Annotated in this window: 28 protein-coding genes; 19 read left to right on the forward strand and 9 right to left on the reverse strand. The window is 70.3% G+C overall.

Annotation, left to right across the window (positions count from 1 at the left end; all coding sequences use genetic code 11):
* The first annotated feature begins 12 nt into the window (after window positions 1–12).
* The 9 genes from QTI33_RS21160 (at window position 13) to QTI33_RS21200 (ending at window position 8,638) form a co-directional block, all read left to right on the forward strand.
* Window positions 13–1,572 carry a long-chain-fatty-acid--CoA ligase gene (locus tag QTI33_RS21160; RefSeq protein WP_286508237.1) on the forward strand — a complete coding sequence of 520 codons (1,560 nt, stop codon included), beginning with the start codon at window positions 13–15 and terminating at the stop codon, window positions 1,570–1,572.
* A 28-nt stretch (window positions 1,573–1,600) separates the two neighbouring features.
* Window positions 1,601–2,785: a lipid-transfer protein gene (locus QTI33_RS21165; protein WP_286508238.1), complete on the forward strand. Its 1,185-nt coding sequence runs from the start codon at window positions 1,601–1,603 to the stop codon at window positions 2,783–2,785.
* A gap of 13 nt (window positions 2,786–2,798) precedes the next feature.
* The gene (locus QTI33_RS21170; RefSeq protein WP_286508239.1) at window positions 2,799–3,239 is read left to right on the forward strand and encodes a MaoC family dehydratase N-terminal domain-containing protein; all 441 of its coding nucleotides are present in this window, start codon (window positions 2,799–2,801) and stop codon (window positions 3,237–3,239) included.
* 11 nt (window positions 3,240–3,250) lie between these two features.
* Window positions 3,251–3,670 (forward strand): MaoC family dehydratase, encoded by a 420-nt coding sequence (locus QTI33_RS21175; RefSeq protein ID WP_286508240.1) that lies wholly within the window; start codon window positions 3,251–3,253, stop codon window positions 3,668–3,670.
* A 19-nt stretch (window positions 3,671–3,689) separates the two neighbouring features.
* Window positions 3,690–4,520 carry an SDR family NAD(P)-dependent oxidoreductase gene (locus tag QTI33_RS21180; protein ID WP_286508241.1) on the forward strand — a complete coding sequence of 277 codons (831 nt, stop codon included), beginning with the start codon at window positions 3,690–3,692 and terminating at the stop codon, window positions 4,518–4,520.
* A gap of 2 nt (window positions 4,521–4,522) precedes the next feature.
* On the forward strand, window positions 4,523–5,311 hold the full coding sequence (locus QTI33_RS21185; protein WP_286508242.1) for an enoyl-CoA hydratase/isomerase family protein: 789 nt from the start codon (window positions 4,523–4,525) through the stop codon (window positions 5,309–5,311).
* Window positions 5,312–5,322: 11 nt separating this feature from the next.
* A complete protein-coding gene (locus tag QTI33_RS21190; protein ID WP_286508243.1) occupies window positions 5,323–6,474 on the forward strand; it encodes an acyl-CoA dehydrogenase family protein in 1,152 nt (383 codons plus the stop codon).
* Window positions 6,475–6,535: 61 nt separating this feature from the next.
* Complete coding sequence (locus QTI33_RS21195) at window positions 6,536–7,336, forward strand: ParB N-terminal domain-containing protein (protein ID WP_286508244.1); 801 nt, start codon at window positions 6,536–6,538, stop codon at window positions 7,334–7,336.
* A 39-nt stretch (window positions 7,337–7,375) separates the two neighbouring features.
* On the forward strand, window positions 7,376–8,638 hold the full coding sequence (locus QTI33_RS21200) for a cation:proton antiporter (protein ID WP_286508245.1): 1,263 nt from the start codon (window positions 7,376–7,378) through the stop codon (window positions 8,636–8,638).
* 18 nt (window positions 8,639–8,656) lie between these two features.
* Here the strand turns inward: QTI33_RS21200 and QTI33_RS21205 are convergent, their stop codons facing one another.
* The 3 genes from QTI33_RS21205 to QTI33_RS21215 are packed head-to-tail and all read right to left on the reverse strand — an operon-like array spanning window position 8,657 to window position 10,955.
* Window positions 8,657–9,487, reverse strand: a complete 831-nt coding sequence (locus tag QTI33_RS21205) for an ABC transporter substrate-binding protein (RefSeq protein WP_444814871.1) — start codon at window positions 9,485–9,487, stop codon at window positions 8,657–8,659.
* Window positions 9,488–9,498: 11 nt separating this feature from the next.
* A complete protein-coding gene (locus tag QTI33_RS21210) occupies window positions 9,499–10,209 on the reverse strand; it encodes an ATP-binding cassette domain-containing protein (protein ID WP_286508246.1) in 711 nt (236 codons plus the stop codon).
* A complete protein-coding gene (locus QTI33_RS21215; RefSeq protein WP_286508247.1) occupies window positions 10,206–10,955 on the reverse strand; it encodes an ABC transporter permease in 750 nt (249 codons plus the stop codon). Before QTI33_RS21215 ends, QTI33_RS21210 begins: the two co-directional genes overlap by 4 nt.
* Window positions 10,956–11,080: 125 nt before the next feature.
* On the opposite strand from QTI33_RS21215, the gene QTI33_RS21220 reads away from it, so the two are divergent.
* On the forward strand, window positions 11,081–12,184 hold the full coding sequence (locus QTI33_RS21220; protein WP_286508248.1) for a substrate-binding domain-containing protein: 1,104 nt from the start codon (window positions 11,081–11,083) through the stop codon (window positions 12,182–12,184).
* 6 nt (window positions 12,185–12,190) lie between these two features.
* Here QTI33_RS21220 and QTI33_RS21225 read toward each other — a convergent pair whose 3' ends face one another.
* Together QTI33_RS21225 and QTI33_RS21230 are read right to left on the reverse strand one after the other, a co-directional pair.
* Window positions 12,191–13,411 carry an SUMF1/EgtB/PvdO family nonheme iron enzyme gene (locus tag QTI33_RS21225; protein WP_286508369.1) on the reverse strand — a complete coding sequence of 407 codons (1,221 nt, stop codon included), beginning with the start codon at window positions 13,409–13,411 and terminating at the stop codon, window positions 12,191–12,193.
* 38 nt (window positions 13,412–13,449) lie between these two features.
* The gene (locus QTI33_RS21230; RefSeq protein WP_286508249.1) at window positions 13,450–14,529 is read right to left on the reverse strand and encodes a TRAP transporter substrate-binding protein; all 1,080 of its coding nucleotides are present in this window, start codon (window positions 14,527–14,529) and stop codon (window positions 13,450–13,452) included.
* Between the two features lie 118 nt (window positions 14,530–14,647).
* Here QTI33_RS21230 and QTI33_RS21235 point away from each other — a divergent pair, with 118 nt between their 5' ends.
* The 5 genes from QTI33_RS21235 to QTI33_RS21255 all read left to right on the forward strand — a co-directional run bounded on the left by QTI33_RS21235 (window position 14,648) and on the right by QTI33_RS21255 (window position 19,205).
* Window positions 14,648–15,799: an ABC transporter substrate-binding protein gene (locus QTI33_RS21235; RefSeq protein ID WP_286508250.1), complete on the forward strand. Its 1,152-nt coding sequence runs from the start codon at window positions 14,648–14,650 to the stop codon at window positions 15,797–15,799.
* Between the two features lie 145 nt (window positions 15,800–15,944).
* On the forward strand, window positions 15,945–16,826 hold the full coding sequence (locus QTI33_RS21240; protein ID WP_286508251.1) for a branched-chain amino acid ABC transporter permease: 882 nt from the start codon (window positions 15,945–15,947) through the stop codon (window positions 16,824–16,826).
* Window positions 16,827–16,828: 2 nt separating this feature from the next.
* Complete coding sequence (locus QTI33_RS21245; protein WP_286508252.1) at window positions 16,829–17,692, forward strand: branched-chain amino acid ABC transporter permease; 864 nt, start codon at window positions 16,829–16,831, stop codon at window positions 17,690–17,692.
* Window positions 17,689–18,486, forward strand: a complete 798-nt coding sequence (locus tag QTI33_RS21250) for an ABC transporter ATP-binding protein (protein ID WP_444814864.1) — start codon at window positions 17,689–17,691, stop codon at window positions 18,484–18,486. The genes QTI33_RS21245 and QTI33_RS21250 overlap by 4 nt, the downstream gene beginning before the upstream one ends.
* A complete protein-coding gene (locus tag QTI33_RS21255; RefSeq protein WP_286508253.1) occupies window positions 18,483–19,205 on the forward strand; it encodes an ABC transporter ATP-binding protein in 723 nt (240 codons plus the stop codon). Before QTI33_RS21250 ends, QTI33_RS21255 begins: the two co-directional genes overlap by 4 nt.
* Window positions 19,206–19,208: 3 nt before the next feature.
* Here QTI33_RS21255 and QTI33_RS21260 read toward each other — a convergent pair whose 3' ends face one another.
* The 4 genes from QTI33_RS21260 to xseB are packed head-to-tail and all read right to left on the reverse strand — an operon-like array spanning window position 19,209 to window position 22,692.
* Window positions 19,209–19,577 carry a hypothetical protein gene (locus QTI33_RS21260; RefSeq protein WP_286508254.1) on the reverse strand — a complete coding sequence of 123 codons (369 nt, stop codon included), beginning with the start codon at window positions 19,575–19,577 and terminating at the stop codon, window positions 19,209–19,211.
* A 53-nt stretch (window positions 19,578–19,630) separates the two neighbouring features.
* Window positions 19,631–21,472: a 1-deoxy-D-xylulose-5-phosphate synthase gene (gene dxs, locus QTI33_RS21265; RefSeq protein ID WP_286508255.1), complete on the reverse strand. Its 1,842-nt coding sequence runs from the start codon at window positions 21,470–21,472 to the stop codon at window positions 19,631–19,633.
* A gap of 15 nt (window positions 21,473–21,487) precedes the next feature.
* Window positions 21,488–22,405 (reverse strand): polyprenyl synthetase family protein, encoded by a 918-nt coding sequence (locus tag QTI33_RS21270; RefSeq protein ID WP_286508256.1) that lies wholly within the window; start codon window positions 22,403–22,405, stop codon window positions 21,488–21,490.
* Complete coding sequence (gene xseB / locus QTI33_RS21275; protein ID WP_286508257.1) at window positions 22,402–22,692, reverse strand: exodeoxyribonuclease VII small subunit; 291 nt, start codon at window positions 22,690–22,692, stop codon at window positions 22,402–22,404. Before xseB ends, QTI33_RS21270 begins: the two co-directional genes overlap by 4 nt.
* A 181-nt stretch (window positions 22,693–22,873) precedes the next feature.
* Here xseB and QTI33_RS21280 point away from each other — a divergent pair, with 181 nt between their 5' ends.
* The 4 genes from QTI33_RS21280 to QTI33_RS21295 are packed head-to-tail and all read left to right on the forward strand — an operon-like array spanning window position 22,874 to window position 26,408.
* The gene (locus tag QTI33_RS21280; protein ID WP_286508258.1) at window positions 22,874–24,016 is read left to right on the forward strand and encodes an aromatic ring-hydroxylating oxygenase subunit alpha; all 1,143 of its coding nucleotides are present in this window, start codon (window positions 22,874–22,876) and stop codon (window positions 24,014–24,016) included.
* Window positions 24,016–24,948, forward strand: coding sequence for a DMT family transporter (locus QTI33_RS21285; RefSeq protein WP_286508259.1), 933 nt, complete (start codon window positions 24,016–24,018; stop codon window positions 24,946–24,948). Before QTI33_RS21280 ends, QTI33_RS21285 begins: the two co-directional genes overlap by 1 nt.
* A gap of 12 nt (window positions 24,949–24,960) precedes the next feature.
* The gene (locus tag QTI33_RS21290; RefSeq protein ID WP_286508260.1) at window positions 24,961–25,866 is read left to right on the forward strand and encodes a sulfurtransferase; all 906 of its coding nucleotides are present in this window, start codon (window positions 24,961–24,963) and stop codon (window positions 25,864–25,866) included.
* Window positions 25,863–26,408, forward strand: coding sequence for a DUF2796 domain-containing protein (locus QTI33_RS21295; RefSeq protein ID WP_286508261.1), 546 nt, complete (start codon window positions 25,863–25,865; stop codon window positions 26,406–26,408). The genes QTI33_RS21290 and QTI33_RS21295 overlap by 4 nt, the downstream gene beginning before the upstream one ends.
* Window positions 26,409–26,413: the final 5 nt, after the last annotated feature.

Raw genomic sequence — 26,413 nt, forward strand, 5'->3', positions numbered from 1 at the left:
GAGACAAAAGACATGTACCTCACTCAGGCGCTGCACCGCGCGGCGCAGCAACACCCGGATCGCGTGGCGGTGCGCTTCGGCGATCGCCGACGCAGCTTCGGCGAACTGATCGACCGGGTGGCGCGCCTGGCAGCGGCCTTGCAGGCGCTCGGCATGCAGCGCGGCGACCGGGTCGCGATGCTGTCGCTCAACTCCGACCGCTACCTCGAATACCAGATGGCCGTGCCCTGGGGCGGCGGCGTGCTCAACCCCTGCAACATCCGCTGGTCGCCGGCCGAGATCCTCTATTCGCTGAACGACTCGGGCTCGACCATCCTGCTGGTCGATGCGAGCTTCGCCCCGCTGGTCGATCAGTTCAGGCGCGAGGCCACGACCCTGCGCGAGGTCGTGTACTGCGGCGACGACGATGCGCCTGCCGGCATGCATGCGTACGAGGCCCTGCTGGCGCAGGCCACGCCGGTGCCCGACGCCCTGCGCCGCGGCGAGGACCTGGCCGGCATCTTCTACACCGGCGGCACCACCGGCTTTCCCAAGGGCGTGATGCTGAGCCACACCAACATGTGCAGCTCGGGCATGGCGCTGCGCGCCGAGGGCCTGGCCGGGCCCGACGGCATCTACCTGCATTGCGCGCCGATGTTCCACCTGGCCGACATGGGCCTGGCGATGCCGCACTGGATCGAGGGCAACGCGCATTCGATCATCCCGGTGTTCAACCCGGAGCAGGTGCTCGACGTCATCGAGCGCGACCGCGTGACGCACGCGCTGCTGGTCCCCACCATGATCCAGATGCTGGTCGACCACCCGGCGATGAAGAAGGGGCGCGACCTGGGCTCGCTGCGCGCCATCACGTACGGGGCCTCGACGATCGCCGAGGCGGTGCTCGAACGCGCGATGAGCGCCCTGCCCGGCGTCGCGTTCGCGCAGGCCTACGGCATGACCGAACTGTCGCCGCTCGCGACCCTCAATCCGGCCTGGTACCACACGCGCGAGGCGCGCCACCTCGGCAAGCTGCGCTCGGCCGGCCGGGCCAGCCACTGCACCGAGGTCCGCATCGTCGACCCGCAGGGCATCGAGGTGACGCGCGGCACGGTCGGCGAGGTGGTCGTGCGCGGACCCAACGTGATGCAGGGCTACTGGAACCAGCCGGGCCTCACCGCGGCGGCACTGCGCGACGGCTGGATGCACACCGGCGACGGCGCCTGGATGGACGACGACGGCTTCATCTTCATCGCCGACCGGCTCAAGGACATGATCATCACGGGCGGCGAGAACGTCTATTCGGCGGAGGTCGAGAACGCCCTGGCGCAGCACCCTGCGGTGCTGGCCTGCGCAGTGATCGCGATCCCGAGCGACGAGTGGGGCGAGAGCGTGCATGCGGTGGTGGTGCGGCGGCCCGAACGAGAGCTCGCGCAGGCCGCGCTGATCGCCCACTGCAAGTCCCTGATCGCGGGCTACAAGTGCCCGCGCAGCGTCGACTTCGTCGATGCGCTGCCGCTGTCGGGCGCCGGCAAGGTGCTCAAGACCCGGCTGCGCGAACCTTTCTGGCAGGGCCGCGAGCGCGCCGTGGCCTGAACCCGTTTTCCTTGCCAAGGAGCTTTTCATGAACCAGGATGTGTTCGTCGCCGGGGTCGGCATGATCCCCTTCACCAAGCCCGGGGCCGGCGAGGCCTACCCGCAGATGGCGGCCCAGGCCACCCGGCTGGCGCTGGCCGACGCCGGCATCGGCTACGAGCAGGTGCAGCAGGCCTATGCCGGCTATGTCTACGGCGACTCCACCGCGGGGCAGCACGCGCTGTACGAAGTCGGCTTGAGCGGCATTCCGATCGTCAACGTCAACAACAACTGCTCGACCGGCTCGACCGCGCTGTTCCTGGCCCGCCAGGCGGTGGCCAGCGGCGCCGCCGACTGCGTGCTGGCGCTCGGCTTCGAGCAGATGCGCCCGGGCGCGCTCGGCGCGGTCTTCACCGACCGGCCCAGCCCCTTCGAGCGCTTCGACAAGGCCACCGCGGCGCTGGTCGGGCACGACGAGATCCCGCTGGCGCTGCGCTACTTCGGCGGTGCCGGCCTGGCCCACATGCAGCAGTACGGCACCCAGCTGTCGACCTTCGCCAAGGTCCGCGCCAAGGCCAGCCGCCACGCGGCGAACAACCCGCTGGCGCTGCTGCGCAAGGTGGTGACCGAGGACGAGGTCATGAACGCCCCGGTGATGTGGCCCGGCGTGATGACCCGCCTGATGGCCTGCCCGCCGACCTGCGGCGCGGCCGCGGCCGTCATCTGCTCGGGCGCCTTCGCCGAGCGGCACGGCCTGGCGCGCAGCGTGCGCATCCGGGCCCAGGCGATGACCACCGACCGCCCCGTCAGCTTCGAGGCCCGCGACATGCGCGAAGTGGTCGGCTTCGGCATGGCGCAGGCGGCGGCACGGCAGGTCTACGAGGCCGCGGGCGTCGGGCCGGAAGACCTCGACGTCGTCGAGCTGCACGACTGCTTCGCGCAGAACGAACTGATCAGCTACGAGGCGCTCGGCCTGTGCGAGCCCGGCGGGGCCGAGCAGTTCATCTGCGACGGCGACAACAGCTACGGCGGCCAGGTGGTCACCAACCCCTCGGGCGGCCTGCTGAGCAAGGGCCATCCGCTGGGCGCCACCGGCCTGGCCCAGTGCTATGAGCTCACCCACCAGCTGCGCGGCACGGCCGAACAGCGCCAGGTCGAAGGTGCGCGGCTGGCGCTGCAGCACAACCTCGGGCTCGGCGGCGCCTGTGTCGTGACCCTCTACGAACGCGTCTGAACCAGGAGTGCCCATGATCGACAAGAAATGGATCGGCCACGAGTTGCCCGCATCGGTGCTGCCGATCGAGCGCAGCCGGCTGCAGTTCTTCGCCAAGGCGATCGGCGAGACCGATCCGGTCTACACCGATGTCGCCGCGGCGCGCGACGCCGGCTACCCCGACCTGCCGGCGCCGCCGACCTTCCTGTTCGCGGCCGAGCTCGACGCGGGCGCCTCCGACAGGTTGCTGGCCGACCTGCAGATCCCGATCGCCAAGCTGCTGCACGGCGAGCAGGGTTTCAGCTTTCATGCACCGGCCTGCGCCGGCGACACCATCACCGTGCGCAGCACGATCAGCGACATCTACGACAAGAAGAACGGCGCGCTGGAGTTCGTCGTCAAGACCGCGCGCGCCACCAACCAGCACGGCGAACTGGTCGCCGAGCTGCGCACCGTCATCGTCTGCCGCCACTAGGAGCACGCCCCATGAACCCTCCCACCTTCGACGGCGTGCAGGTCGGCGACGCCCTGCCGCCGCTGCAGCTGCCCCCGGTCGACCGAGCCACGCTGGCCCTGTTCGCCGGCGCTTCGGGCGACCACAACCCGATCCACATCGACATCGACGTGGCGCGCCGCGCCGGGATGCCCGACGTCTTCGCGCAGGGCATGCTGGGCATGGCCTGGCTCGGCCGCCTGCTCACCGCCTGGGCGCCGCAGAGCCGGCTGCGCCGCTTCGACGCCCGCTTCCAGGGCATCACCCACCTGGGCAATGCGATGCGCTGCAGCGGCACCGTGGTCGAGAAGCTCGAGCAGGCCGGCGAGCGCTGCGTGCGCATCGAGCTCATGAGTGCCAACCAGTTCGGCCAGACCAAGATCGTCGGCGAGGCGCTGGTCGCCCTGCCCTGAAACCCACAGAAGGAAAAGCATGACACGCAAACTCGAAGGCAAGGTCGCCCTCGTCACCGGCTCGGGCCGCGGCATCGGGCGCTCGATCGCGCTGAAGCTCGCCAGCGAAGGCGCGCGCATCGTCGTCAACGACCTCGACGCCGAGCCGGCCCAGGAAGCCGTGCAGGCCATCCGCGAGGCCGGCGGCCAGGCGGTCGCCTGCATCGGCAACGTCACGGCGACGGATTTCGCCGAGCGCTTCGTCGCCACCGCGGTGAACGAGTACAAAGGCCTGGACATCATCGTCAACAACGCCGGCTACACCTGGGACAACGTGATCCAGAAGATGACGGACGAGCAGTGGTACGCAATGCTCGACTGCCACCTGACGGCGCCGTTCCGCGTCCTGCGCGCCGCCCAGCCGGTGATCCGCGCGCTCGCCAAGGCCGAAGGCGAGGCCGGCCAGCGCGTGATGCGCAAGGTGGTCAACATCTCGTCGGTGGCGGGCCTGTTCGGCAATGCGGGCCAGGCCAACTATTCGACCGCCAAGGCCGGCATCGTCGGCCTGACGCAGACCCTGGCCAAGGAATGGGGGCGCATGAACGTCACGGTCAACTGCGTGGCCTACGGCTTCATCAAGACCCGGCTCACCGGCAGCGCCGCCGACGGCGGCACCGCCCGCATCGACGGCCGCGACATCAAGGTCGGCGTCAACCCCGAGCTGATGGCCGCGATGGAGCGCAGCATCCCGCTCGGCCGCGGCGGCACGCCCGACGAGGCGGCCGGCGCGGTCTACCTGCTGTGCATTCCCGAGTCGGACTACGTGAGCGGCCAGACGCTGATGTGCAGCGGCGGCCTGACCGGGATTTGAGAATGACGGCCCTCGTGCGCAGTGCGCTCCAGGACGGCGTGACCACCCTCACGCTCGAGCGCGCCGAGGCGCTCAACGCGCTCTCGCCGCCGCTGATGGTCGAACTGGCGCAGGCGCTGCAGGCCGCCAGCGCCGACGCGCGAACCCGCGCGATCGTGCTGACCGGCGCCGGCCGCGCCTTCTCGGCCGGCGGCGACATCGGCTGGTTCGGCGAAGTGCTGGCCGGCGGCAGCCCTCACGCGCAGGCCGAGATCGGCCGCTACATGGAAGACGTCGGCAACCCGCTCACGCTCGCCATCGCCGAATGCCCGGTGCCCGTGGTCGCTGCGGTCAACGGGCCCTGCGTCGGCGGTGCGGTCGGCATCGCGCTGGCGGCCGACGTGGTGCTGGCCGCGCGTTCGGCCTACTTCCTGGTGCCGCAGGTGTCGCAGCTCGGTGCGGTGCCCGATCTGGGCGCCACCTGGCTGCTGTCGCGCCTGCTCGGGCGCAGCCGCGCGCTGGGCATCGCGCTGCTCGGCGAGCGGATCGACGCCGCGCAGGCCGAGCAATGGGGCCTGGTCTGGCGCTGCATCGCCGACGACGCGGTGCAGGCCGAAGCCCAGGCCCTGGGCCAGCGGCTGGGCCGCACGTCGGCGGCCGCGCTGCGCGACACGCGCCGGCTGATCGACGCGGCGCCCGCCCGCAGCCTCGAACTGCAGCTCGCCGACGAACGCACGGCGCAGCGCCAGCACGTTGCCGGCCCCTTCTTCCACGATGCCTGCGCGCGCTTCCTGGCCCGCGCATCCCACTGACGAGCCAACCCATGCTCCCCTCACTGCTGCGCCATCGCTGGATGGACGACGAGATCGAAGCCTTCCGCGACCCGGTGCGCCGCTACATCGCGGCCGAGCTCGCGCCCCGGCTCGACGGCTGGCGCCGCCAGGGCTACATCCCGCGCGAGACCTGGCGCCCCTTCGGCCGGCTGGGTTTCCTGTTGCCCGAACTCGACGAAGCCTACGGCGGCGCCGGCGCCTCGCTGGCCTACCAGCTGGTGGTGCAGGACGAACTCGCCAAGGCCGAGGTGCCGGCCAACACCGCGGTCCACAACCTGGCCGCGCACTACATCCTCGACTACGGTACCGAGGCCCAGAAGCAGCGCTGGCTGCCCCGGCTCGCCAGCGGCGAGCTGCTGGCCGGCATCGCGCTGACCGAGCCCGGCTGCGGCTCCGACCTGAAGGCCCTGCGCACGCGCGCCCGGCGCGACGGCGATGCCTATGTGATCGACGGCGCCAAGACCTTCATCACCAACGGCTTCACCGCCAACCTGCTGGTGGTGGCCGTGCGCACCGGCGACGCCGGCAGCCGCGGCGTCTCGCTGGTGGTGCTCGAGACCGACGACCTGCCGGGCTTCCGGATCGGCCGCAGGCTGGAGAAGCTGGGCCAGCATGCATCGGACACGGCCGAGCTGTTCTTCGACGGCGTGCGCGTGCCGACCGGCCAACTGCTGGGCGAAAAAGAAGGCAGCGCCTTCGCGCAGTTGATGAGCCAGCTGCCCTACGAGCGCCTGCTGCTGTGCGTGCCGGCGGCCGCGGTGATCGAGCGGGCGGTCGAACTGACTGTCGCCTACACGCAGCAGCGCCAGGCCTTCGGCCACACCGTGTTCGACTTCCAGAACACGCGCTTCAAGCTGGCCGAGTGCGCGACCCTCGCACACGTGGTGCGCAGCTTCGTCAACGACTGCATCCAGCGGCTGCTCGACGGCCAGCTCGAGCCCGAGGCCGCCTACATGGCCAAGTGGTGGTGCACCGAGCAGCAGGGCAAGGTCACGGACGAATGCCTGCAACTGTTCGGCGGCTACGGCTACATGGCCGAATACCCGATCGCCCGCCTGTATGCCGACGCGCGCATCCAGCGCATCTACGGCGGCACCAGCGAAATCATGAAGGACCTGATCGCACGCAAGCTCGGCGCCTGAAGGTCGCGGGCATGGGGCTCGCTAGAATCCCGCCCCTTGTCCCGCATCCGCATCGCGCTCCATGAACATCGTCGTCAACGAAGAACTGAAATCCTATATCGACCCGTTGACCCCGGACGAATATGAATCGCTGGAGCGCAGCATCCTCACCGAAGGCTGCCGCGATGCGCTGGTGCTGTGGGGCGACGTGCTGGTCGACGGCCACAACCGCTACGGCATCTGCCAGAAGCACGGGCTGCCGTTCCAGACGGTGCAGAACACGCGCTTCAAGTCGCTCGAGGACGTTCACCTCTGGATGATCGACCAGCACCTGGGCCGGCGCAGCGTGTCGGACTTCCTGCGCGGCGTGCTGGCGCTGCGCAAGAAGGACATCGTGGCCGGCCAGAAGGCCCGGGCCGCCGCGGCGCCGGCCGACGACGCCGACGACCCGCCCTTCGACGCCGATCCGGCCCTGCCGCCGGCGGCGCCGCTCAACAGCCGCGAGGCGATCGCCAAGGCCGCGCGGCTGAGCAGCAGCCAGGTCGTGATGATCGAGAAGATCCAGAAACAGGCGGCCCCCGAGCTGGTGGCGGCGGTCAAGTCCGGCACGATCTCGATCAATGCCGCGGCCGCCGTGGCGACGCTGCCGGCCGAAGAGCAGATCGCCGCGGCCAACGGCGGCAAGGACGAGCTCAAGCAGGCCGCCAAGCGGGTGCGCGAGGCCAAGCGCCCGGCGCGCCCGGAGCCTGCGCCGGCCGAAGCCTCGGATGAACCGGACGAGGTTGCGCGCCTCACGCAGCGCATTGCCGAACTGACGGCCGAGAACGCCGACCTGCGTCGCCAGGTGGCCTCGCTGCACGCGCTGCTGGCGGCCGAAGCCTGATCCGCTGATATCCTGCCCTCCCTCGCCATCGGAAGCACCATGTCCGCCACCGTCCTGCTGCTGCAGCTGATCGTCATCCTCGCCACGGCGCGCGCCTGCGGCTGGCTGTTGCGCTACCTGGGGCAACCCGGCGTGGTCGGCGAGATGGCCGCCGGCATGCTGCTCGGCCCCGTCGTGATGGGCACCCTGTTCCCGACGCTGCATGCGCAGCTGTTCGCCAAGGGCTCGCTGGCCGGGCTGTCCGCGCTGTCGACCGTCGGGCTGGTGATGTTCATGTTCATCGTCGGCCTCGAGCTGCGGGCCCGCCAGGGCGTGCGCGAGCAATTGCGGGCCGCCGGCTCGGTCGGGGTGCTGAGCGTGGCCGTGCCCATGGCGCTGGGCCTGGCCATCGCGCCCGCGCTGCATCCGACGCTGGCGCCGGCCGGCGTCGGCTTCTGGCCCTTCGCGCTCTTCATCGCCGCGGCGCTGTCGATCACCGCGTTTCCCGTCATGGCGCGCATCCTCAAGGACCGCGGCCTGACGCAGACGGCCTTCGGACAGCTCTCGCTCGCCTCCGCCGCGGTGGTGGACGTGTTCGCCTGGGTGCTGCTGGCCTTCGTCGTCGCCATGGTGGGCGCGGGCGACGGCTACCTGGGCCTGGCGAAGACCGGCGGCGGTGTACTGCTGCTGATCGGCGTGTTGTTCGGGGCGGTGCGCCCGGCCTTCGCCTGGCTGCTGCGCCGCCACGCGCCCGAGGGCGAGCCCAGCCTGCCGGTGCTGGCCTCGCTGATGATCGGGCTGCTCGCCACCGCCCTGGTCACCGAGTGGCTGCACCTGCACGCGGTGTTCGGCGCCTTCCTGTTCGGCGTCGCACTGCCGCGCGACGACCGCCTGCTGGACTCCCTGGCCAAGCGCATCGAGCCGTTCTCGATCGTCGTGCTGATGCCGTTGTTCTTCGCCCTCGCCGGCCTGGGCACCACGCCCAGCGCCTTCGTCGGCGGCAGCCTCGGCGCCATGCTGCTGGTGCTCGCCATGGCGGTCATCGGCAAGATCGCCGGTGGCGCGGCCGGCGCCCGCGTCGCCGGCTACCCCTGGCGCGACAGCCTGGCGACCGGCGCGCTCATGAACGCACGCGGCCTGATGGAACTCATCGTGATGAAGATCGGCCTCGACGCCGGCCTGATCGGTCCGGAGCTGTTCACCATGCTGCTGGTCATGGCCTTGGCCACCACCGCGATGACCACGCCGCTGATGGCCTTGTTCGCCGGGCTGGGCCGCCGGCCGGTGCCGCGTTCCGGCTCGCCGTCGGCGCCCGTTCGCTGACCCGGTCCGCGCAGCGTCTCAGCGCCCGGCGTTCGGGAAGAAAAGCTGCTCGCCGTCGATCTTGTAGGCCGCGATGGTCGACTGCCCCGCCGGCGAGATCACCCAGTCGACAAACTTCTGCGCCCCGGCGCTGTCGAGGTTCGGGAACCTGGCCGGACTCACCACCATCACGCCGTACTGGTTGAACAGGCGCTTGTCGCCTTCCACCAGCACCGCCAGATCGGCGCGGTTCTTGAAGCTGAGCCAGGTGCCGCGATCGGCCAGCACATAGGCGCCGCTGGAGGCCGCGATGTTGAGCGCCGGGCCCATGCCGCAGCCGCACTCCTTGTAGCCCGTGCCCTTCTTGTCGTTCGGCAGCGGCTGGCCGGCCTCGCCGATGCCGGTCTGCGTCCACAGGCGGCGCTCGGCGGCGTCGGTGCCGCTCTTGTCGCCGCGCGAGACGAAGGGCGCGTTCAGGGTTGCGATCTTCTTCAGCGCGGACACGATGTCCTGGCCCTTGACGCCGGCCGGATCGGCCTTCGGCCCGACCAGCACGAAGTCGTTGTACATGACCGGGAAGCGCCTGGCCGCGAAGCCCTCGGCGACGAACTTCTCCTCGGCGGCGGTGTCGTGCACGAACAGCACGTCGGCATCGCCGCGCTTGGCCATGTCGATCGCCTGGCCGGTGCCGACGGCGACCACCTTGATGTCGATGCCGCTGGCCTGCCGGAAGGCCGGCAGCAGGTGCGAGAACAGCCCCGACTGCTCGGTCGAGGTGGTCGACGCCATGGTGAGGGTCTCGGCCTGCGCCGCCAGCGCAGTGGCCGCCAGCACGACGGCACCGACGGCGGACACCAGGGTCTTGGACAGATGGAACAGCTTCAAACCAGTTCTCCTTTGACGAACAGACGGGCTTCCTCGGGCAGCGGCCCGTGGAAGAAATCATGGACCGGCAGGTCGGCCACCTTGCGGCCGTGCTCGAGGTAGACGACGCGGCTGGCGAGCCGCTTGACCTGGCCGAGGTTGTGGCTGGCGAAGACCAGCGTGCGGCCCTGCGCCGCATCCGCGATCAGCGCCTCGACGTCGCGCTTGGCGGTGGGGTCGAGGCTGGCGGTGGGCTCGTCGAGCAGCAGCACCTCGGGATGCAGCGCCCAGGCCCGCGCGAGCGCCATGCGCTGCTGCTGGCCGCCCGACAGCGTGCGCGCGTTGCGTCCCGCGAGATCGGCCAGCCCGACCCTGTCGAGCGCGGCGACCGCCTCGCGCTGCGCAGCGCGCCAGCGCGAGCCCTTCAGCCAGAGCGCCAGCGCGACGTTGTTGCGGACGCTGGCGCGCAGCATGTGCGGGCGCTGGAACAGCATCGCCTGCGCGGCCGACGGCACATGGCTCTCGAACGCGCCTGCCGAATGCGGCAGCAGCCCGTGCAGCAGGCGCAGCAGGCTGCTCTTGCCGCTGCCGTTGGCGCCGATCAGCGCCACCCGCTCGCCCGCCCGGATCTCCAGGTCGATGCCGGTCAGGGCCTGCACCTTGCCGAAGCGCAGCGCGATGCCGCGCAGGCTGAACAGCGTTGCCGCGGCGGCGGGCCGGCGATTCATGGCCCGACCTCCAGCGCCCGCGCGCCCATCGCATCGGCGGCCCCGCCATCGACCCGCTCGCGCCAGGCGCGCAGCGCCGCGATCGCCAGGTTCAGCGCCAGCACCACCGCCAGCAGCACCAGCCCGAGCGCCAGCGCCAGCGGCAGGTCTCCCTTGCTGGTCTCGAGCGCGATGGCGGTGGTCATCACGCGCGTGAAACCATCGATGTTGCCGCCGACGATCATCACGGCGCCGACCTCCGACACGGCACGGCCGAAGGCGGCGATCACCACCGTGACCAGCGCATAGCGCTCGTCGGCCGCCAGCAGCAGGCCGCGCGCGAGGCGGCGGGCGCCGAGCGAGCGCAGCTGCTCGCCGTGGCCGCGGTCGGCGTCCTCGATCGCCTGCCGCGTCAGGGCCATGACCACCGGCAGCACCAGGATCGTCTGCGCCAGCACCATCGCCTTGAACGAGAACAGCCAGCCCAGGAAGCCGAGCGGACCGGAGCGCGAGAGCAGCAGGTAGATCACCAGGCCCACCACCACCGAAGGCAGCGCCAGCAGCGTGTTCAGCAGGGTCAGCAGCAGGCCGCGCCCGGGAAAGCGCGCCACCGCCAGCCAGGCCCCGAGCAGCAGGCCGAAGCCGCAGGCCAGCAGGCAGGCGGTCGCGCTGACCGCCAGCGAGCGCCCGACGATGGCGAGCAGCGCCGGATCGGCGGAGACGACGAGGAGCCAGGCGGCAGCGGCGCTGTCGGCAAAAGTGTTCATGCGGGCGTGGAGCGGGAAGCGCTGGAGTATGGGCAGACCGATGCGGCCGACTTATGAAAGCACTTGCATAGGTTGCGGGCAGGATCTGCATAATCCCCGGCGCCTGCTCCTCCTCGCGTTCACCCGTGCAACAGATCGAACTCTCCTACGCCATCGCGCCGCGCCGCCACGGCCGCGCACTGATCCGCAATCCGCTGATGGAGTTGCTGCACGCGGTGCGCGAGCACGGATCGATCTCCGCCGCCGCGCGGGCGGTCGGCTATTCCTACCGTCACGTGTGGGGCGAACTCAAGCGCTGGGAGCAGGCGCTCGGCCATCCGCTGGTGAGCGGCGACCAGGGGCGCGCGGCCCAGCTCTCGGAGTTCGGCGACAAGCTGCTGTGGGCCGAGCGCCAGGCCCAGGCCCGGCTGGCCCCGCAGATCGAGGCGCTCCATGCCGACCTCGAGCGCGCCTTCGCCCTCGCCTTCGACGACAGCACCCACCTGCTGAGCCTGCACGCGAGCCACGACGATGCCTTGGTGCTGCTGCGCGCGCGTGCCGCCGCCACGGCCCGGCTGCAACTGGACATCCGCTTCACCGGCAGCGTGGACGCGATCAGCGCGCTGAACCAGGGCCGCTGCGTGCTGGCGGGCTTCCACACGCTGGAACGGCCGCCCTCCGGCTCGCTCGCGCAGCGCACCTACAAGCCCCTGCTGAAGCCGGGCCTGCACAAGATCATCGGCTTCGCACGGCGCACCCAGGGCCTGATCGTCGCGCCCGGCAATCCCCTCGGCTTGACGAACCTGGCCGACGTCGCGGCCCGCGGCGCCCGCTACGTGAACCGGCCGATCGGCACCGGCACGCGGGTGCTGTTCGAAGAACTGCTGGCGCGCGATGGCCTGGCGGCCGACGCCATCGACGGCCAGGGGCACTGCGAACCCTCGCACGCGGCCGCGGCCCACACCGTGGCATCGGGTGGGGCCGATGCCGCTCTCGGCATCGAATCGGCCGCGCTCGGCGCCGGCCTTGGCTTCGTGCCGCTGGTGCACGAGCGCTACCACCTCGCCTGCCTCAAGTCGGCGCTCGAGCAGCCCGCCATCCAGGCGCTGCTGGTGCTGCTGCGCGGCGCCGCCTGGCAGCATCAGCTGGGCACGCTGCCGGGCTACGAGAGCGCCAGCAGCGGCGAAGTCGAGTCGCTGCGCTCGCTGCTGCCGTGGTGGAATCTCAAGCCCAAGAAAAAGGGCGATTGAGCCGGCTCAGAGCGCGCAGGTCCTGAAGCCGAAGAAGCCATCGTCGCGCTCGGGCAGCGCGAAGCCGCGGCGCTTCGGCGAGCGCAGGCGCGCCCGGGTGGCGAACGAGGCGCCGCGCAGCACCCGGGCCTGGCCGAAGGCGGGCTGGGGATCGAACTCGCCGCCCTGGCTCCAGGGGTCGGCGCGAAAACCCGGCCAGGGCTGCAGCGTGCCGGCGGTCCATTCGTGCACGTCGGCCCAGCGGAAGCCGCGCCGGGCCGCCGTGTGGGCGGCGATTTCCCATTCGACCTCGGTCGCGACCCGGCGGCCGGCCCAGCGCGCCCAGGCGTCGGCCTCCCACCAGGCGACGTGGACGGCGCTGCGGTTGCCGGCGGCCCGCACCGTGCGGCCGAACTGCTGCTGCAGCACCGAGCCGCCGGTGCCGTGGCGGGCGGCGCCGATCTGCTCGACGTGGCGCGGCCCGCGCCGGCCTTCGACCTGCCGTGCCAGCCAGGCAAGGCCTTCGGGCCGCCACAGCTCGGGCCGGTCGTAGCCGCCGTCGTCGACGAACTCGACGTACTGGCTCCAGGTCACGGGCTGGGCATCGATCTCGAATTCGGGCACCTCGGCGCGCTCGATGCCGCGCTCCTGGGCAAAGGCAAAGCCACCCGCCGGCAGGCCGAGCGCCCACGGCGCGGCAGGCAGCGAGAGCGGCGGCCGGGTCACCGCGGCCGGCGGCAGCTCGACCTTCAACGGCAGCCCCAGGGTCTGGGCCATCACCAGCAGCTGCTCGCCGCGCAGGTCTTCATGGAACAGCGCGAGCCGATAGAAGTACAGGCCGGCGTCGGTCTCGGCCGCATGCTCGAGCAGTTCGAGCGTGCTCTCGAGCGTGTCGAGCAGATAGGCCTTGGTCTGGGCCAGGTCGGGCAGTCCGGGTGCCGCCCGGTCCGCGGGCGGGCGCTGGGCCGGGTTCCACCAGTCGTCGGCCTCGGGCTCGATCGCCGCCAGCCGCGTGGGGCGCACCGGGCACTCTTCACCGAAGGCGCGCTGCGTGTTGCGGCCGATCCACCATTCGGCGAACCAGCCGATGTGGCCGGCCAGCCAGACCGGCGGGTCGATGCCCGCGACCCGCGGCACCGCGAGGCTATCCCCGCCCAGCGCCTGCTCGTAGAGCGACAGCAGGTGCAGCGTGTGGTTGCGGGCGTCGATCAACGCCAGCGAGAGCAGTTCGCGGCCGGCCCGGCGCATGTCGGGGGAGTCGATCGACGGCGAGGTGCCGGCCGGGCTCACAGCTTGGCGCCTTGCAGGTAGGCGTCGAACGGCGCCTCGGTGGCGCGGTCCGCGAACAGCTGGCCCTGCTGGAAGGCGCGGTAGTCGCCGTGGAGCTTCTTCCAGGCCGGGTTGCTGCGCTCGAGGGCGTGGCACAGGTCCATCGACGCCTTGAAGGCGGCATCGAGCAGCGGCCGGGGGAAGGGCTTGATCTGCGCCCCCGCGGCAGCCAGTTGCCGCAGCGCCGCCGGGTTGCGGGCGTCGTAGCGGCCGATCAGCTCGGCGTGCACCGTGGCGCTGGCGGACTGCAGGATCGCCTTGTAGTCGGGCGTGAGCGCATCGAAGGCCTTCTGGTGGACCAGAAGGTCGAGCTGCATCGCACCGGCCCACCAGCCCGGGGTGTGGCAGAAGCGCGCGACCTTGGCCAGCCCGAGCTTCTGGTCGTCGTACGGGCTCAGGCCCTCGGCCGCGCCCAGGCCCTGGGCGAAGGCCTGGCGCAGGTCGCTGCCCGACGCCGGGCCCTGCACCACCCCGCCCAGGCGCGCGATCACGCGCCCGGCCAGGCCGTCGAAGCGGACCTTCAGGCCCTTGAAGTCGTTGCCGCCGCGCAGCTCGCGGGCGAACCAGCCGAGCCGCTGGGCCCCCGCGCTGCCGCACGGGAAGCCGATGGCGCCGAAGCCGGCCTGGAACTCGCGGCTGAGCCGCAGGCCGTTGCCTTCGGTCATCCAGGCATTGAGTTGGCGCGCGTTCATGCCGAAGGGAATGGCGGCGCCGAAGGCGAAGGCCTCATTCTGGTCGACGAACAGGGCGCCCGAGGTGTGGCAGGCCTCGATGGCGCCGCGCTGCACGCCGTCGAGCACGTCCTGCGCCGACATCAGCTCGCCGGCGGCATGGACTTCGATCTGGAAGCGCCCGCCGCTCATCTCGCCGACCTTGCGGGCGACGGACTCGGCGGCGCCGAACAGCAGGTCCTGGGACTTGGCGAAGCTCGATGCCAGCCGCCAGCGCGTCAGCGCCTGCGCATGCACGGCCGGCGCCACGCCGGCAGCGAGCACCCCGGCCAGGCCGGCACGCTGGATCAGAAAACGACGTTGCATCGAACGGAACTCCTGGAAAGCCCCCAAGGCGGGGACGCGCGATTGTAGGAATCACTGAACGCGCAAGCTTATAAAATGGCGCCCCCCGTCCTTCCCTTTCCCCGAAAGATCTTCCCAAATGAGACAACTTCCGTTCAAGACCTCGCTGCTCGCACTGGCGACTTTCGCCTCCTTCGCCGCCCAGGCCGCCGACCTGAAGATCGGCGTCGCCGAAGCCCTGTCGGGCGGTGCCGCCCAGTACGGCGTGGCGATCCGCAACGGCTTCGAGCTCGCCGCCGCCGAGATCAACGCCGCCGGCGGCATCAACGGCAACAAGATCGAGCTGGTCGTGGCCGACGAGCAGGGCAAGAAGGAAGAGGCGATCAACGTCTTCAAGAAGCTGATCTTCCAGGACCAGGTGCTGATGGTCTTCGGCCCGACGCTGTCGAACTCGGCCCAGGCCGCCGACCCGATCGCCCAGGCCGCCAAGACCGTGGCCTTCGGCACCTCGAACACCGCCGACGGCATCACCTCGATCGGCGACCACGTGTTCCGCAACTCGGTGACCGAGGCCGACGTGCTGCCCGAGACCATCAAGACCGCGGTCAAGAACGCCGGCATCAAGAAGGTCGCCGTGCTCTACGGCAACGACGACGTCTTCACCAAGAGCGGCTACGACAACTTCAAGAAGGCGCTCGACGACCTGAAGATCCCGGTCACCACGACCGAGACCTTCGCCAAGGGCGACGTCGACTTCAAGGCCCAGCTGACCAAGATCAAGGCCAGCGGCGCCGATGCGATCGTGCTGTCGGCCCTGCTGGCCGAAGGCGCGCCGATCATGGTGCAGGCCCGCCAGCTCGGCCTCAACGTGCCGATCATCGGCGGCAACGGCATGAACTCGGTCAAGGTGTTCGAGCTCGCCAAGGGCAACTCCGACAACCTCTACGTCGGCAGCCCCTGGTCGGCCAGCAACGCGACGCCCGAGAACACCAAGTTCATCAAGGCCTACAACGAGAAGTACAAGACGGCGCCGGACCAGTTCGCGGCCCAGGCCTACGACGCCATGTACATCGCGGCGCAGGCGCTCAAGGGCGTCAAGATCAGCGGCAACCTGACCGCCGACCGTGCGGCCGTGCGCGACGCGCTGCCGAACGCCAAGTGGACCGGTGCCACCGGCGCCTTCCAGTTCCGCCGCGCCAACGACAAGGCCGGCAAGCCGGCCGGCTACGACGCCCAGCAGACCCCGATCGTCAGCGTGACGAAGGGCTCCGAGTTCGTCATCGCAAAGTAAGCTCGCCCCCAGGTTGGCTCACTTCGTGTAGCCGCCCACCCCCTGCCGGGGGCAACACCCGCGGCCCGGCAAAGCCGGTTCCGCGGTGTTTCACGAACAGCGGGACCGGCATGGCCGGCCCGCTTTCTTCCGGAACGGAATTCCCATGCTTGAACAGCAACTCGTCAACGCACTCTCTCTGGGCTGCGTCTATGCGCTCTTTGCGCTCGGCTTCACGCTCATCTTCGGCGTGCTCGGCGTCATCAACCTCTCGCACGGCGCGGTCTTCATGGTGGGTGCCTATGCCGCGGTGCAGGCCATGGCGCGCTTCGATCTGCCGCTGTGGGCCGGACTGCTGTTCGCTTTCGTGTTCTGCGGCCTGCTCGGCCTGCTGATCGACTTCCTGGTGCTGCGGCCGCTGCGCGCGCGCAACGCCCCCCACCTGATCCCGATGATCGCCACCATCGGCGTCGCGATCATCCTCAACAACGGCATCCAGGGCATCTTCGGTGCCGAGAACGTGCGCTTCCCGGCCGGCGTGGTGTCGGGCGAATCGCTGGACCTCGCGGGCATCCACCTGACCGCGCTCGAACTCGGCATCATCCTGCTGTCCTTCGTGCTGATGGGGGTGCTGATGGTCGCGCTCAAGCGCACCCAGCTCGGCCGCGCCTTGCGCGCGATCGCCGAATCGCCCAAGGCCGCCTACCTGCTCGGCATCAATGTCGAAGGCCTGTTCTTCCTGACCTCGTTCGCGGCGGCCGCGCTCGGCGGCCTGGCCGGCGTGCTGATCGGCCTGTATTCCAACGCCGTGTTCCCGCTGATGGGCCAGCCGATGCTGCACAAGGGCATCGCGGTGATCATCCTGGGCGGCATGGGCGACATCCGCGGCGCGATGCTGGGCGGCCTGTTCCTCGGCTTCGCGGAGGTGCTGTCGGTGGCCTACATCGGCTCGACGATGCGCGACGCGGTCGCCTTCGGCCTGCTCTTCCTGGTGCTGCTGGTGCGCCCGAAGGGCCTGTTCGGTTCCATGCAAGAGCGCAAGGTCTGAGCATGGACGCCTTCAACAACTTCTGGTCGGTCTACAGCAACCTGGTGCTCACGCTGGGCACCAACGCCCTGCTGGCGCTGTCGATCTGGCTCACCCTCTCCTGCGGCATGCTGGCGATGGCCAACGCCGCCTTCATGGGCATCGGCGCCTACACCTCGGCGATCCTCACGATGAGCTACGGCGTGCCGTTCCCGGTCGCCATCGCGGCCGGCATGGCGGCGCCGGCGCTGACCGCCTTCGTGATCGGCAAGCCGACGCTCAGGCTCTCGGGCGTCTACCTGGCGATGGCCACGCTGGCCTTCGGCGAGGTGGTGCGCATCGTGGTGCTCAACGCCGAATCGCTGACCGGCGGCGCCCTGGGCCTGAACGGCATCCCGCCCATCACCCAGTGGTGGCACGTCGCGCTGGCGCTGGTGCTGGTGCTGCTGGGCCTCTGGCGGCTGCGCCGCTCCAAGGTCGGGCGCGCCTTCGAGGCCATCAAGGAAGACGAAACCGCCGCCGGCCTGATGGGCATCGACGTCCAGGCCCACAAGATGCTGGCCTTCGTGCTCGGCGGCGCGATCGCCGGCCTGGCCGGCGTGCTCAACGCGCACCAGACCTTCTTCATCGGCCCGAATGAATTCGGCTTCGACCGCGGGGTCGACATCCTCACCATGACCGTGCTCGGCGGCATCAACGGCCTGACCGGCCCGGTGCTCGGCGGCGTGATCCTCACCATCCTGCCCGAGGCGCTGCGCGCCTTCGGCGACTTCCGGCTGGTGGTCAACGGCGTGATCCTGGTGCTGATCGTGCTGTTCCTGCCCAAGGGCATCTGGGACCCGGCGCGTTTCCGCCAGTGGTTCGGCCGCAAGGGAGCCGCAGCATGAGCGCGCCGCTGCTTCAACTCGACGGCGTGTCGCGCCACTTCGGCGGCCTCAAGGTGCTGCAGGACGTCAACCTCGAGGTGCCGCAGGGCGGCATCTTCGGGCTGATCGGTCCCAACGGCGCCGGCAAGACCACGGTCTTCAACCTGACCACCGGCCTCTTGCCGACCACCGGCGGCACGATCCGCTTCGAAGGCCGCGACCTGGCCGGCATCAAGCCGCACGAGATCACGCGCGGCGGCATCGCGCGCACCTTCCAGAACATCCGCATCTTCAAGGAGATGTCGCTGCTGGAGAACGTGATGGTCGGCATGCATGCCAAGCTGCGCTACGGCGGCCTCGGCCTGCTGGCCTCGTCGGGCCTGTTCCGCAGCGAGGAACGCCGAGCGCGCGAGCGTGCGCGCGAACTGCTCTCGTGGGTCAAGCTCGACCACAAGGCCGAGGACGCGGCCGACAACCTGTCCTACGGCGACCAGCGCAAGCTCGAACTGGCGCGCGCGCTGGCGACCGAGCCGAAGCTGCTGCTGCTCGACGAGCCGGTGGCCGGCATGAACAGCAGCGAAAAGACCGACCTGATGCACGAGATCCGCAACATCAGCGGTCGCGGCTACACCATTTTCATGATCGAACACGACATGCGCTTCGTGATGGGCCTGTGCGAGCACATCGCCGTGCTGAACTTCGGCCGCATCATCGCGCGCGGCGGCCCGGACCAGATCCGCAACGACCCGCAGGTGATCGAGGCCTACCTCGGCCGCGAGGAAGACGAAGCGAGCAACGAGGGAGCCGCCGCATGAGTGCCGCTCCCCTGCTCAAGGTCGAGGGCCTGAAGGTTTCCTACGGCCACATCGAGGCCGTCAAGGGCATCGACTTCGAACTGCACGAAGGCCAGATCACGACCTTGGTCGGCGCCAACGGCGCCGGCAAGTCGACCACGCTGCTGGCGCTGTCGGGACTGGTCAAGAAGGCCACAGGCCGCGTGCTGCTCGGCGGCCAGGACCTGACGTCGCTCTCGCCGCACAAGATCGTGGCCTCCGGCATGGTCCAGGTGGCCGAAGGCCGCGCCACCCTGACCACGCTGACCGTGCGCGAGAACCTCGAACTCGGCGGCTACACGCGACGCGACAGCCGGGGCCAGCGGGCCGACGACCTCGACCACATCTACACGCTGTTCCCCCGGCTCAAGGAGCGCTCCGACGGCCTCGCCGGCAACCTCTCGGGCGGCGAGCAGCAGATGCTGGCGATCGGCCGCGCGCTGATGGCCAAGCCCCGCGTGCTGCTGCTCGACGAACCCTCGATGGGCCTGGCGCCGATCATCGTGCAGGACATCTTCAGGACCCTGCGCGAGATCAACAAGGCCGGCCTGACGGTGTTCCTGGTCGAGCAGAACGTGCGGCAGGCGCTGAAGATCGCCGACCGCGCCTACGTGATCGAGACCGGGAAGATCGTGCTGGAAGGCGAGGGGCGCGAACTGCTGGGGAATCCGAAGGTGCAGGACGCCTACCTGGGCGGGTAGAGCCTAGCCAGACAGCGTTTCGGCCGCCGAAACCGGGCGCTGTGGCTGCTGGACGCCGAGCCCTGCGCGGCAGGCGGCCTCCAGTTCGGCCGCGACACGCTCCGGCTCGCGCTGCAGCTCGGCGACGGCGCGCTCGCCGACGCATTGGCCTTCCAGCCGCACGTAGATGCACGGGAAGTTGCCGCCCATCCCGCGGGCGACATGCAGCAGGCAGGCCGCCAGGCTGGCGAAGCCGCCTTCGTTGAAGGACACCGGTGGCACCACGCCGCCCGCGCGCGGTGCACGCACGCCGTAGGTGTAGGTGGCGGCCTCCCGGCGCAACTCGACGACCGGCTGCATGGAACGCGCGACCTGATCGAAGATCCTGGCCATGGCGCCAGTGTACGGGTTCCGGCGGCCACCCAACCGGCCGCCCGGTCAGCGCCCTAGAACCGGGCCCGGATCGACTGCTCGATCCCGGCCGCGTCGAGGCCCAGGCCCGCCAGCAGCTTGGCCGGATCGCCATGCTCGATGAATCGGTCCGGCAGGCCCAGCTGCAGCACCGGCTTCGGCACGCCCGCCGCCTGCAGCGCTTCGAGCACCGCGCTGCCCGCGCCGCCCATGATCGCGCCCTCTTCCAGGGTGACGAGGGCATCGTGGGTGCCGGCGACCTTCAGCAAGAGCTCGACGTCGAGCGGCTTGGCCCAGCGCATGTTGACCACCGTCGCGTCGAGCGCCTCGGCGGCCGTGAGCGCCGGGTACAGCAGGGTGCCGAAGGCCAGGATCGCGATGCGCCGGCCTTCGCGGCGGATCTCGCCCTTGCCGAAGGGCAGCCCTTCGAGCGTCAGCGGCGGCGTGACGCCGGCGCCGGCGCCGCGCGGGTAGCGCACCGCCACCGGGTGGTCCTGTTCGTAGGCGCTGCTCAGCAGTTGCCGGCACTCGGCCTCGTCGGCCGGGCAGGCCACGCTCAGGTTCGGAATGCAGCGCAGGAACGGGATGTCGTAGGCACCCGCGTGCGTCGCGCCGTCGGCCCCCACCAGCCCCGCGCGGTCGAGCGCGAACACCACCGGCAGGTTCTGGATCGCGACGTCGTGGATCAGCTGGTCGTAGGCGCGCTGCAGGAAGGTCGAGTAGATCGCCACCACCGGCTTCAGGCCTTCGCAGGCCAGTCCGGCGGCGAAGGTGACCGCATGCTGCTCGGCGATGCCGACATCGTAGTAGCGGCCCGGAAAGCGCTGCTCGAACTCGACCAGCCCCGAGCCCTCGCGCATCGCCGGCGTGATGCCGACCAGCCGGCCGTCCTGTGCCGCCATGTCGCACAGCCAGTGGCCGAAGACCTGCGTGAAGGTCTGCTTCGGCGCGGTGGCCGGCTTGACGAGGCCGACCGCGGGATCGAACTTGGAGGGGCCGTGGTAGGCCACCGGGTCGGCCTCGGCCAGCTTGTAGCCCTGCCCCTTCTTGGTGACCACGTGCAGGAACTGCGGACCGTCGAGATGCTTGAGGTTCTCGAGCGTCGGGATCAGCGAATCGAGGTCGTGGCCGTCGATCGGCCCGACGTAGTTGAAGCCGAACTGCTCGAACAGCGTGGCCGGCACCACCATGCCCTTGGCATGCTGCTCGAAGCGCTTGGCCAGCTCGAACAGCGGCGGCGCCGCGCGCAGCACGCTCTTGCCCACGTTTTTCGCGGCGGCGTAGAAGTTGCCGCTCATCAGCTGCGCCAGATAGCGGTTGAGCGCACCCACCGGCGGGCTGATCGACATGTCGTTGTCGTTCAGGATCACCAGCAGCTTGCAGTCGCACACGCCCGCGTTGTTGAGCGCCTCGAAGGCCATGCCCGCGGTCAGCGCGCCGTCGCCGATGATCGCCACCGAATGCCGGTCCTCGCCCTTCTGCTTGGCCGCCATCGCCATGCCGAGCGCCGCCGAGATGCTGGTCGACGAATGGGCCGTGCCGAAGGTGTCGTACTCGCTCTCGCTGCGCTGCGGAAAGCCCGAGATGCCGCCGAGCTGGCGCAGGGTGGGCATGCGCTCGCGCCGGCCCGTGAGGATCTTGTGCGGATAGGTCTGGTGGCCCACGTCCCATACCAGCCGGTCGTGCGGCGTGTTGAAGACATGGTGCAGCGCGACCGTGAGCTCGACCGTGCCGAGGTTCGAGCTCAGGTGGCCCCCGGTGCGCGACACGTTGTCGAGCACGCAGGTGCGCACCTCGTCGGCCAGTTGCTTGAGCTGCAGGCGGTCGAAGCGGCGCAGCACGGAGGGATCGTGGATGGTGGGGAGCAGCGGAGCCATGGGGATGGGTTGTTGTTATCGATCGCGGTCCACGACCATGTGGGCCAGCGCCCGCAGGGCGGCGGTGTCGGCCAGCGTGCTGCGATCGAGCGCGGCGAGCGACCGGGCCAGCAGCTCGCGGGCCTGCGCGCGGGCGCCCTCCAGGCCCAGCAGCGAGACGTAGGTGGGCTTGTCGCTGGCAGCGTCCTTGCCGGCGGTCTTGCCGAGCGTCTCGGAATCGGCGACGACGTCGAGGATGTCGTCCACCACCTGGAAGGCGAGCCCGACGGCAGCGCCGTAGTCGCGCAGGGCGGCGAGCACCGCGGGCGCCTGCCGGTCGCCGCAGGCCGCGCCCATCTCGACGCTGCCCTGCAGCAGCGCGCCGGTCTTGAGCCGGTGCATTTCGCGCAGCTGGGCCTCGTCGAGCGCCAGCCCGACACTGGCCAGGTCGATCGCCTGGCCACCGGCCATGCCCTGGCTGCCGGCCGCCGTGGCCAGCAGACGGCAGAGCTGGGCCTGGACCGGGGGCGCCACCTCGTCGCCGGCGGGCGTGAGCAGTTCGAAGGCCAGCGCCTGCAGGGCGTCGCCCGCCAGCAGGGCGCCGGCTTCGCCGAACTTCACGTGCACCGTCGGCTTGCCGCGGCGCAGCACGTCGTTGTCCATGCACGGCAGGTCGTCGTGCACCAGCGAATAGGCATGGATCAGCTCGACCGCGCAGGCCGCGCGCAGGGCCGCGGCCGGCTGGCCGCCGACCGCTTCGCTGGCCGCGAACACCAGCAGCGGCCGCAGCCGCTTGCCGCCGTCGAGGACCGCATAGCGCATGGCATCGCCGAGCCGCACCGGGGCATCGACGCCCACCCATTGCGACAGCGCCGCCTCGACCCGCGCCAGATGGGGCTCGCTCCAGGCGGCCAGTCGCACCGCATCCCAGTGCGAGGTGTCCACGCCCTTCATTCGCCGGCCCAGACCTTGAGGCTGCCCGCGTCGAGCACCTTGATCTGGTCTTCGACCGCCTGCAGGCGGTCGCGGCAGAAGGCAAGCAGCACGGCGCCGCGCTGGTAGCTGCCCAGCAGCTGGTCGAGCGGCAGCTGGCCCGATTCGAGTTCGGTCACGAGTCGTTCGAGTTCCTGGAGCCCGGCTTCGTAGCTCGCGGGCAAGGGACCGGTGTCGGGCGAGCCGGCCCCGGCGGGCACATCGGCGGGCGCTTTGGCGGGCATGGGAGAGGAAGGCACCTTGGGCATTCAGGGGTTTGGCGTGAAACGCGCCATTTTAGGGCGGGGGCAGGAATGCGGCGCCAAGGGTACAATCGCCCTCTCCCAAAAGCCGGCCCGGCCGGCGCCCTCCTTCGGGCCGTCCACACCTTCGGCGGCAGCCTTCCGTTTTATTTTCTCTCTCCCTGTGGGGAGCTTGGTCAGGTCACCCATGTCTGATTTAAGTCTTCAACTGCAGCAGGCCTCGAGCCAACTTCCGGTTTCCGCGTACTTCGACGAGGCGCTCTACGCCCGCGAGCTGCAAACGCTTTTCGCCGACGGGCCGCGCTACGTCGGCCACCGCCTCACGGTCCCCGAGCCGGGCAACTTCCACACCCTGCCGCAGGAACAGCAGGGCCGCGCGCTGGTGCACACGCCGAAGGGGGTGGAGCTGATCTCCAACGTCTGCCGCCATCGCCAGGCGCTGATCCTGCAAGGCCGCGGCCAGCTCGATGCCCAGGCCGGCGGCAACATCGTCTGCCCGCTGCACCGCTGGACCTATGCCGCATCCGACCCGCGGACCACCGGCACGCTGATCGGCGCGCCGCATTTCGAGCAGGACCCCTGCCTCAACCTGCACAACTATCCGCTGCGCGAATGGAACGGACTGCTGTTCGAGCAGAACGTCAACGGCCAGGGCCGCGACGTCGCCGCCGACCTGGCCCGCATCGGCCCCCGCCTCGACCTCGATTTCGAAGGCTACGCCTTCGATCGCGTCGAACTGCACGAGTGCAACTACAACTGGAAGACCTTCATCGAGGTCTACCTCGAGGACTACCACGTCGGCCCGTTCCACCCCGGCCTCGGCAGCTTCGTCGCCTGCGACGACCTGCGCTGGGAGTTCGGCCACCATTTCTCGGTCCAGACGGTGGGCGTGGCCAACCGCCTCGGCCGCGCCGGCAGCCCGGTCTACCAGCGCTGGCAGGAGCAGCTGCTGAAATACCGCAACGGCCATCCGCCGCGCTACGGCGCGATCTGGCTCAGCTACTACCCGCACGTGATGGTCGAGTGGTATCCGCACGTGCTCACGGTGTCGACCCTGCACCCGGCCGGGCCGCAGAAGACGCTCAACATGGTCGAGTTCTTCTACCCTGAGGAGATCGTCGCCTTCGAGCGCGAGTTCGTCGAGGCCCAGCAGGCCGCCTACATGGAGACCTGCGTCGAAGACGACGAGATCGCCGAGCGCATGGACGCCGGCCGCCGCGCGCTGATGCTGCGCGGCGACGACGAGAGCGGCCCCTACCAGAGCCCGATGGAAGACGGCATGCAGCAGTTCCACGAGTGGTACCGCCGCGAGATGCGCAGCCCCTCCTGATGCAGGCGCTCTGGATGGTGCTGGGCGCACTGATCTTCGCCACCATGGGCGTGTGCGTGAAGTTCGCCTCGGCCTGGTTCTCCAGCGCCGAACTGGTGTTCTACCGCGGCCTGATCGGCATCGTCTTCCTGTGGGTGCTGGCACGCAGCCGCGGCGTCACGCTGGCCACGCGCTACCCCGGCATGCATGCCTGGCGCAGCCTGATCGGCGTGGTCTCGCTCGGCGCCTGGTTCTTCGCCATCGCCCACATGCCGCTGGCCACCGCGATGACGCTCAACTACATGAGCAGCGTCTGGATCGCCGCCTTCCTGGTCGGCGGCGCCCTGCTCGCCTGGGTGCCGGTGCCGGGCCGCGACGGCAACATTCCACGACCGCCGCTGCAGGGTCCGCTGGTGCTGACCGTGCTGGCCGGCTTCGGCGGCGTGGTGCTGATGCTCAAGCCCACGGTCGGCGACAACCAGGGCTTCGCCGGCCTGATGGGCCTCTTGTCCGGCCTCACGGCCGCCTTCGCCTACATGCAGGTGGTGGCGCTGTCGCGGCTCGGCGAGCCGGAGGCGCGCACGGTGTTCTATTTCGCCGTCGGCTCGGCGGTCGCGGGCGCGCTGGGCACGCTGCTGGGCGGCGCCACCCCGTGGGCCGAATGGACCTGGGGCCACGCCGTCTGGCTGCTGCCGGTCGGCGTGCTGGCGGCGCTGGGCCAGCTCTGCATGACGCGCGCCTACGCCAGCGCCAAGACCGAGAGCGGCACGCTGCTGGTCGCCAATCTCCAGTATTCCGGCATCGTCTTTGCGGCGATCTACAGTGTGCTGCTGTTCGGCGACCGGATCGACGCCTCGGGCTGGGCCGGAATGGCGCTGATCGTCTGCAGCGGCATCGCCGCCACCGTGCTGCGCCAGCGCTCGCTGCCCAAGGCGCCGGCCGAGGAACACTGAAGGGGAGCTTCCATGTACACGACCTTGATTTCCGCCGAGCAGCTCAAGTCCTTGCTGGCCAGCGGCACCGCATCGATGCTGTTCGACTGCAGCTTCGAGCTGATGAAGCCCGACGCCGGCCCGCAGCTGTACCGCGCGGCCCACATCCCGGGCGCCGTGTACGCCAACATCGACACCGACCTGAGCGCCAAGCACGGCGCGCCGGGCGCCCACGGGGTGGTGGTGGCGCGCGACGACGGCCCGCCGGCCTCGGGCGGGCGCCATCCGCTGCCCAGCCGCGAGCGCTTCGCGGCCTGGCTGTCGAGCGTCGGTTTCGCCAACGGCATGCAGGCGGTGGTGTACGACCGCAATGGCGCCAACTATTGCGGCCGGCTCTGGTGGATGCTCAAGTGGATGGGCCACGAGGCGGTGGCCGTGCTCGACGGCGGCCTGCAGGCCTGGCAGGCCGCGGGCGGCGAGGTCACGGGCCGCGAGGAGCCGACGCACTTCCAGTCGAACTTCGTCGCCGGCGCGCCGCTGCTGAAGCTGGTCGACACCCGAACCGTGGCGGCCCGGCTCGAGCAGCCTGACCAGACGCTGATCGACGCCCGCGCCGGCGCAAGATATCGCGGCGAGGTGGAACCTCTGGACCCGATCGCGGGTCACATCCCGGGGGCCCTGAACCGGCCCTTCACCGAGAACCTCGGTCCCGACGGAAAGTTCAAGCCGGCCGCGCAGTTGCGCACCGAGTTCGAAAGCTTGCTGGCGGGCCGGGATCCCGCGACGGTCGTCCACCAGTGCGGCAGCGGCGTGAGCGCCGTGCCCAACCTGCTCGCCATGCAGATCGCGGGCCTCGGGCCGACCGCGCTCTATGCCGGCAGCTGGAGCGAATGGAGCAACACGCCGGGGCTGCCGACCCGGCAAGGCGCCCAAGCATGACCCTGTTCCGACGACCGTTCGTCACCTTCGCGACCGCCGCTCTCCTGGCCGCCCCCCTGGCGGCATCGGCCCAGGCCCAGGCCGCCCATGTCCATGGCCAGATCCGGCTCGACGTCGTGGTCGACGGCCCGACCATCGTGATCGCGATGGAATCCCCGCTCGACAACTTCGTCGGCTTCGAGCGCGCCCCGCGCACCGAGGCCGAGAAGAAGACCGTCGAGGACGCGATCGCGCAGCTGCGCGCCGGCGCCGACCTGTTCAAGATCGATCCGGCCGCGAACTGCAAGCTCGGGCCGGTGACGCTGCGCTCGGCCACGCTGGGCCTGGGCAAGGGCGAGGAAGGCGCCGCCGAAGGCCACGCCGACCTCGATGGCAGCTTCGCCTTCAACTGCACCAACACGGCGGCGGCCAAGTTCATCGACGTCGAGCTGTTCAATGCCTTCAAGGGGCCGCGCCAGATCGAGGCCCAGATTGCCGCACCGCAGGGCCAGTTCAAGCGCACGCTGAAGCGGCCCGCCGTCCGGCTGGCCTGGGGCAAGTAGTCCGG

The sequence above is a fragment of the Variovorax davisae genome (assembly GCF_030316845.1).
Taxonomy (GTDB): domain Bacteria; phylum Pseudomonadota; class Gammaproteobacteria; order Burkholderiales; family Burkholderiaceae_C; genus Variovorax; species Variovorax davisae.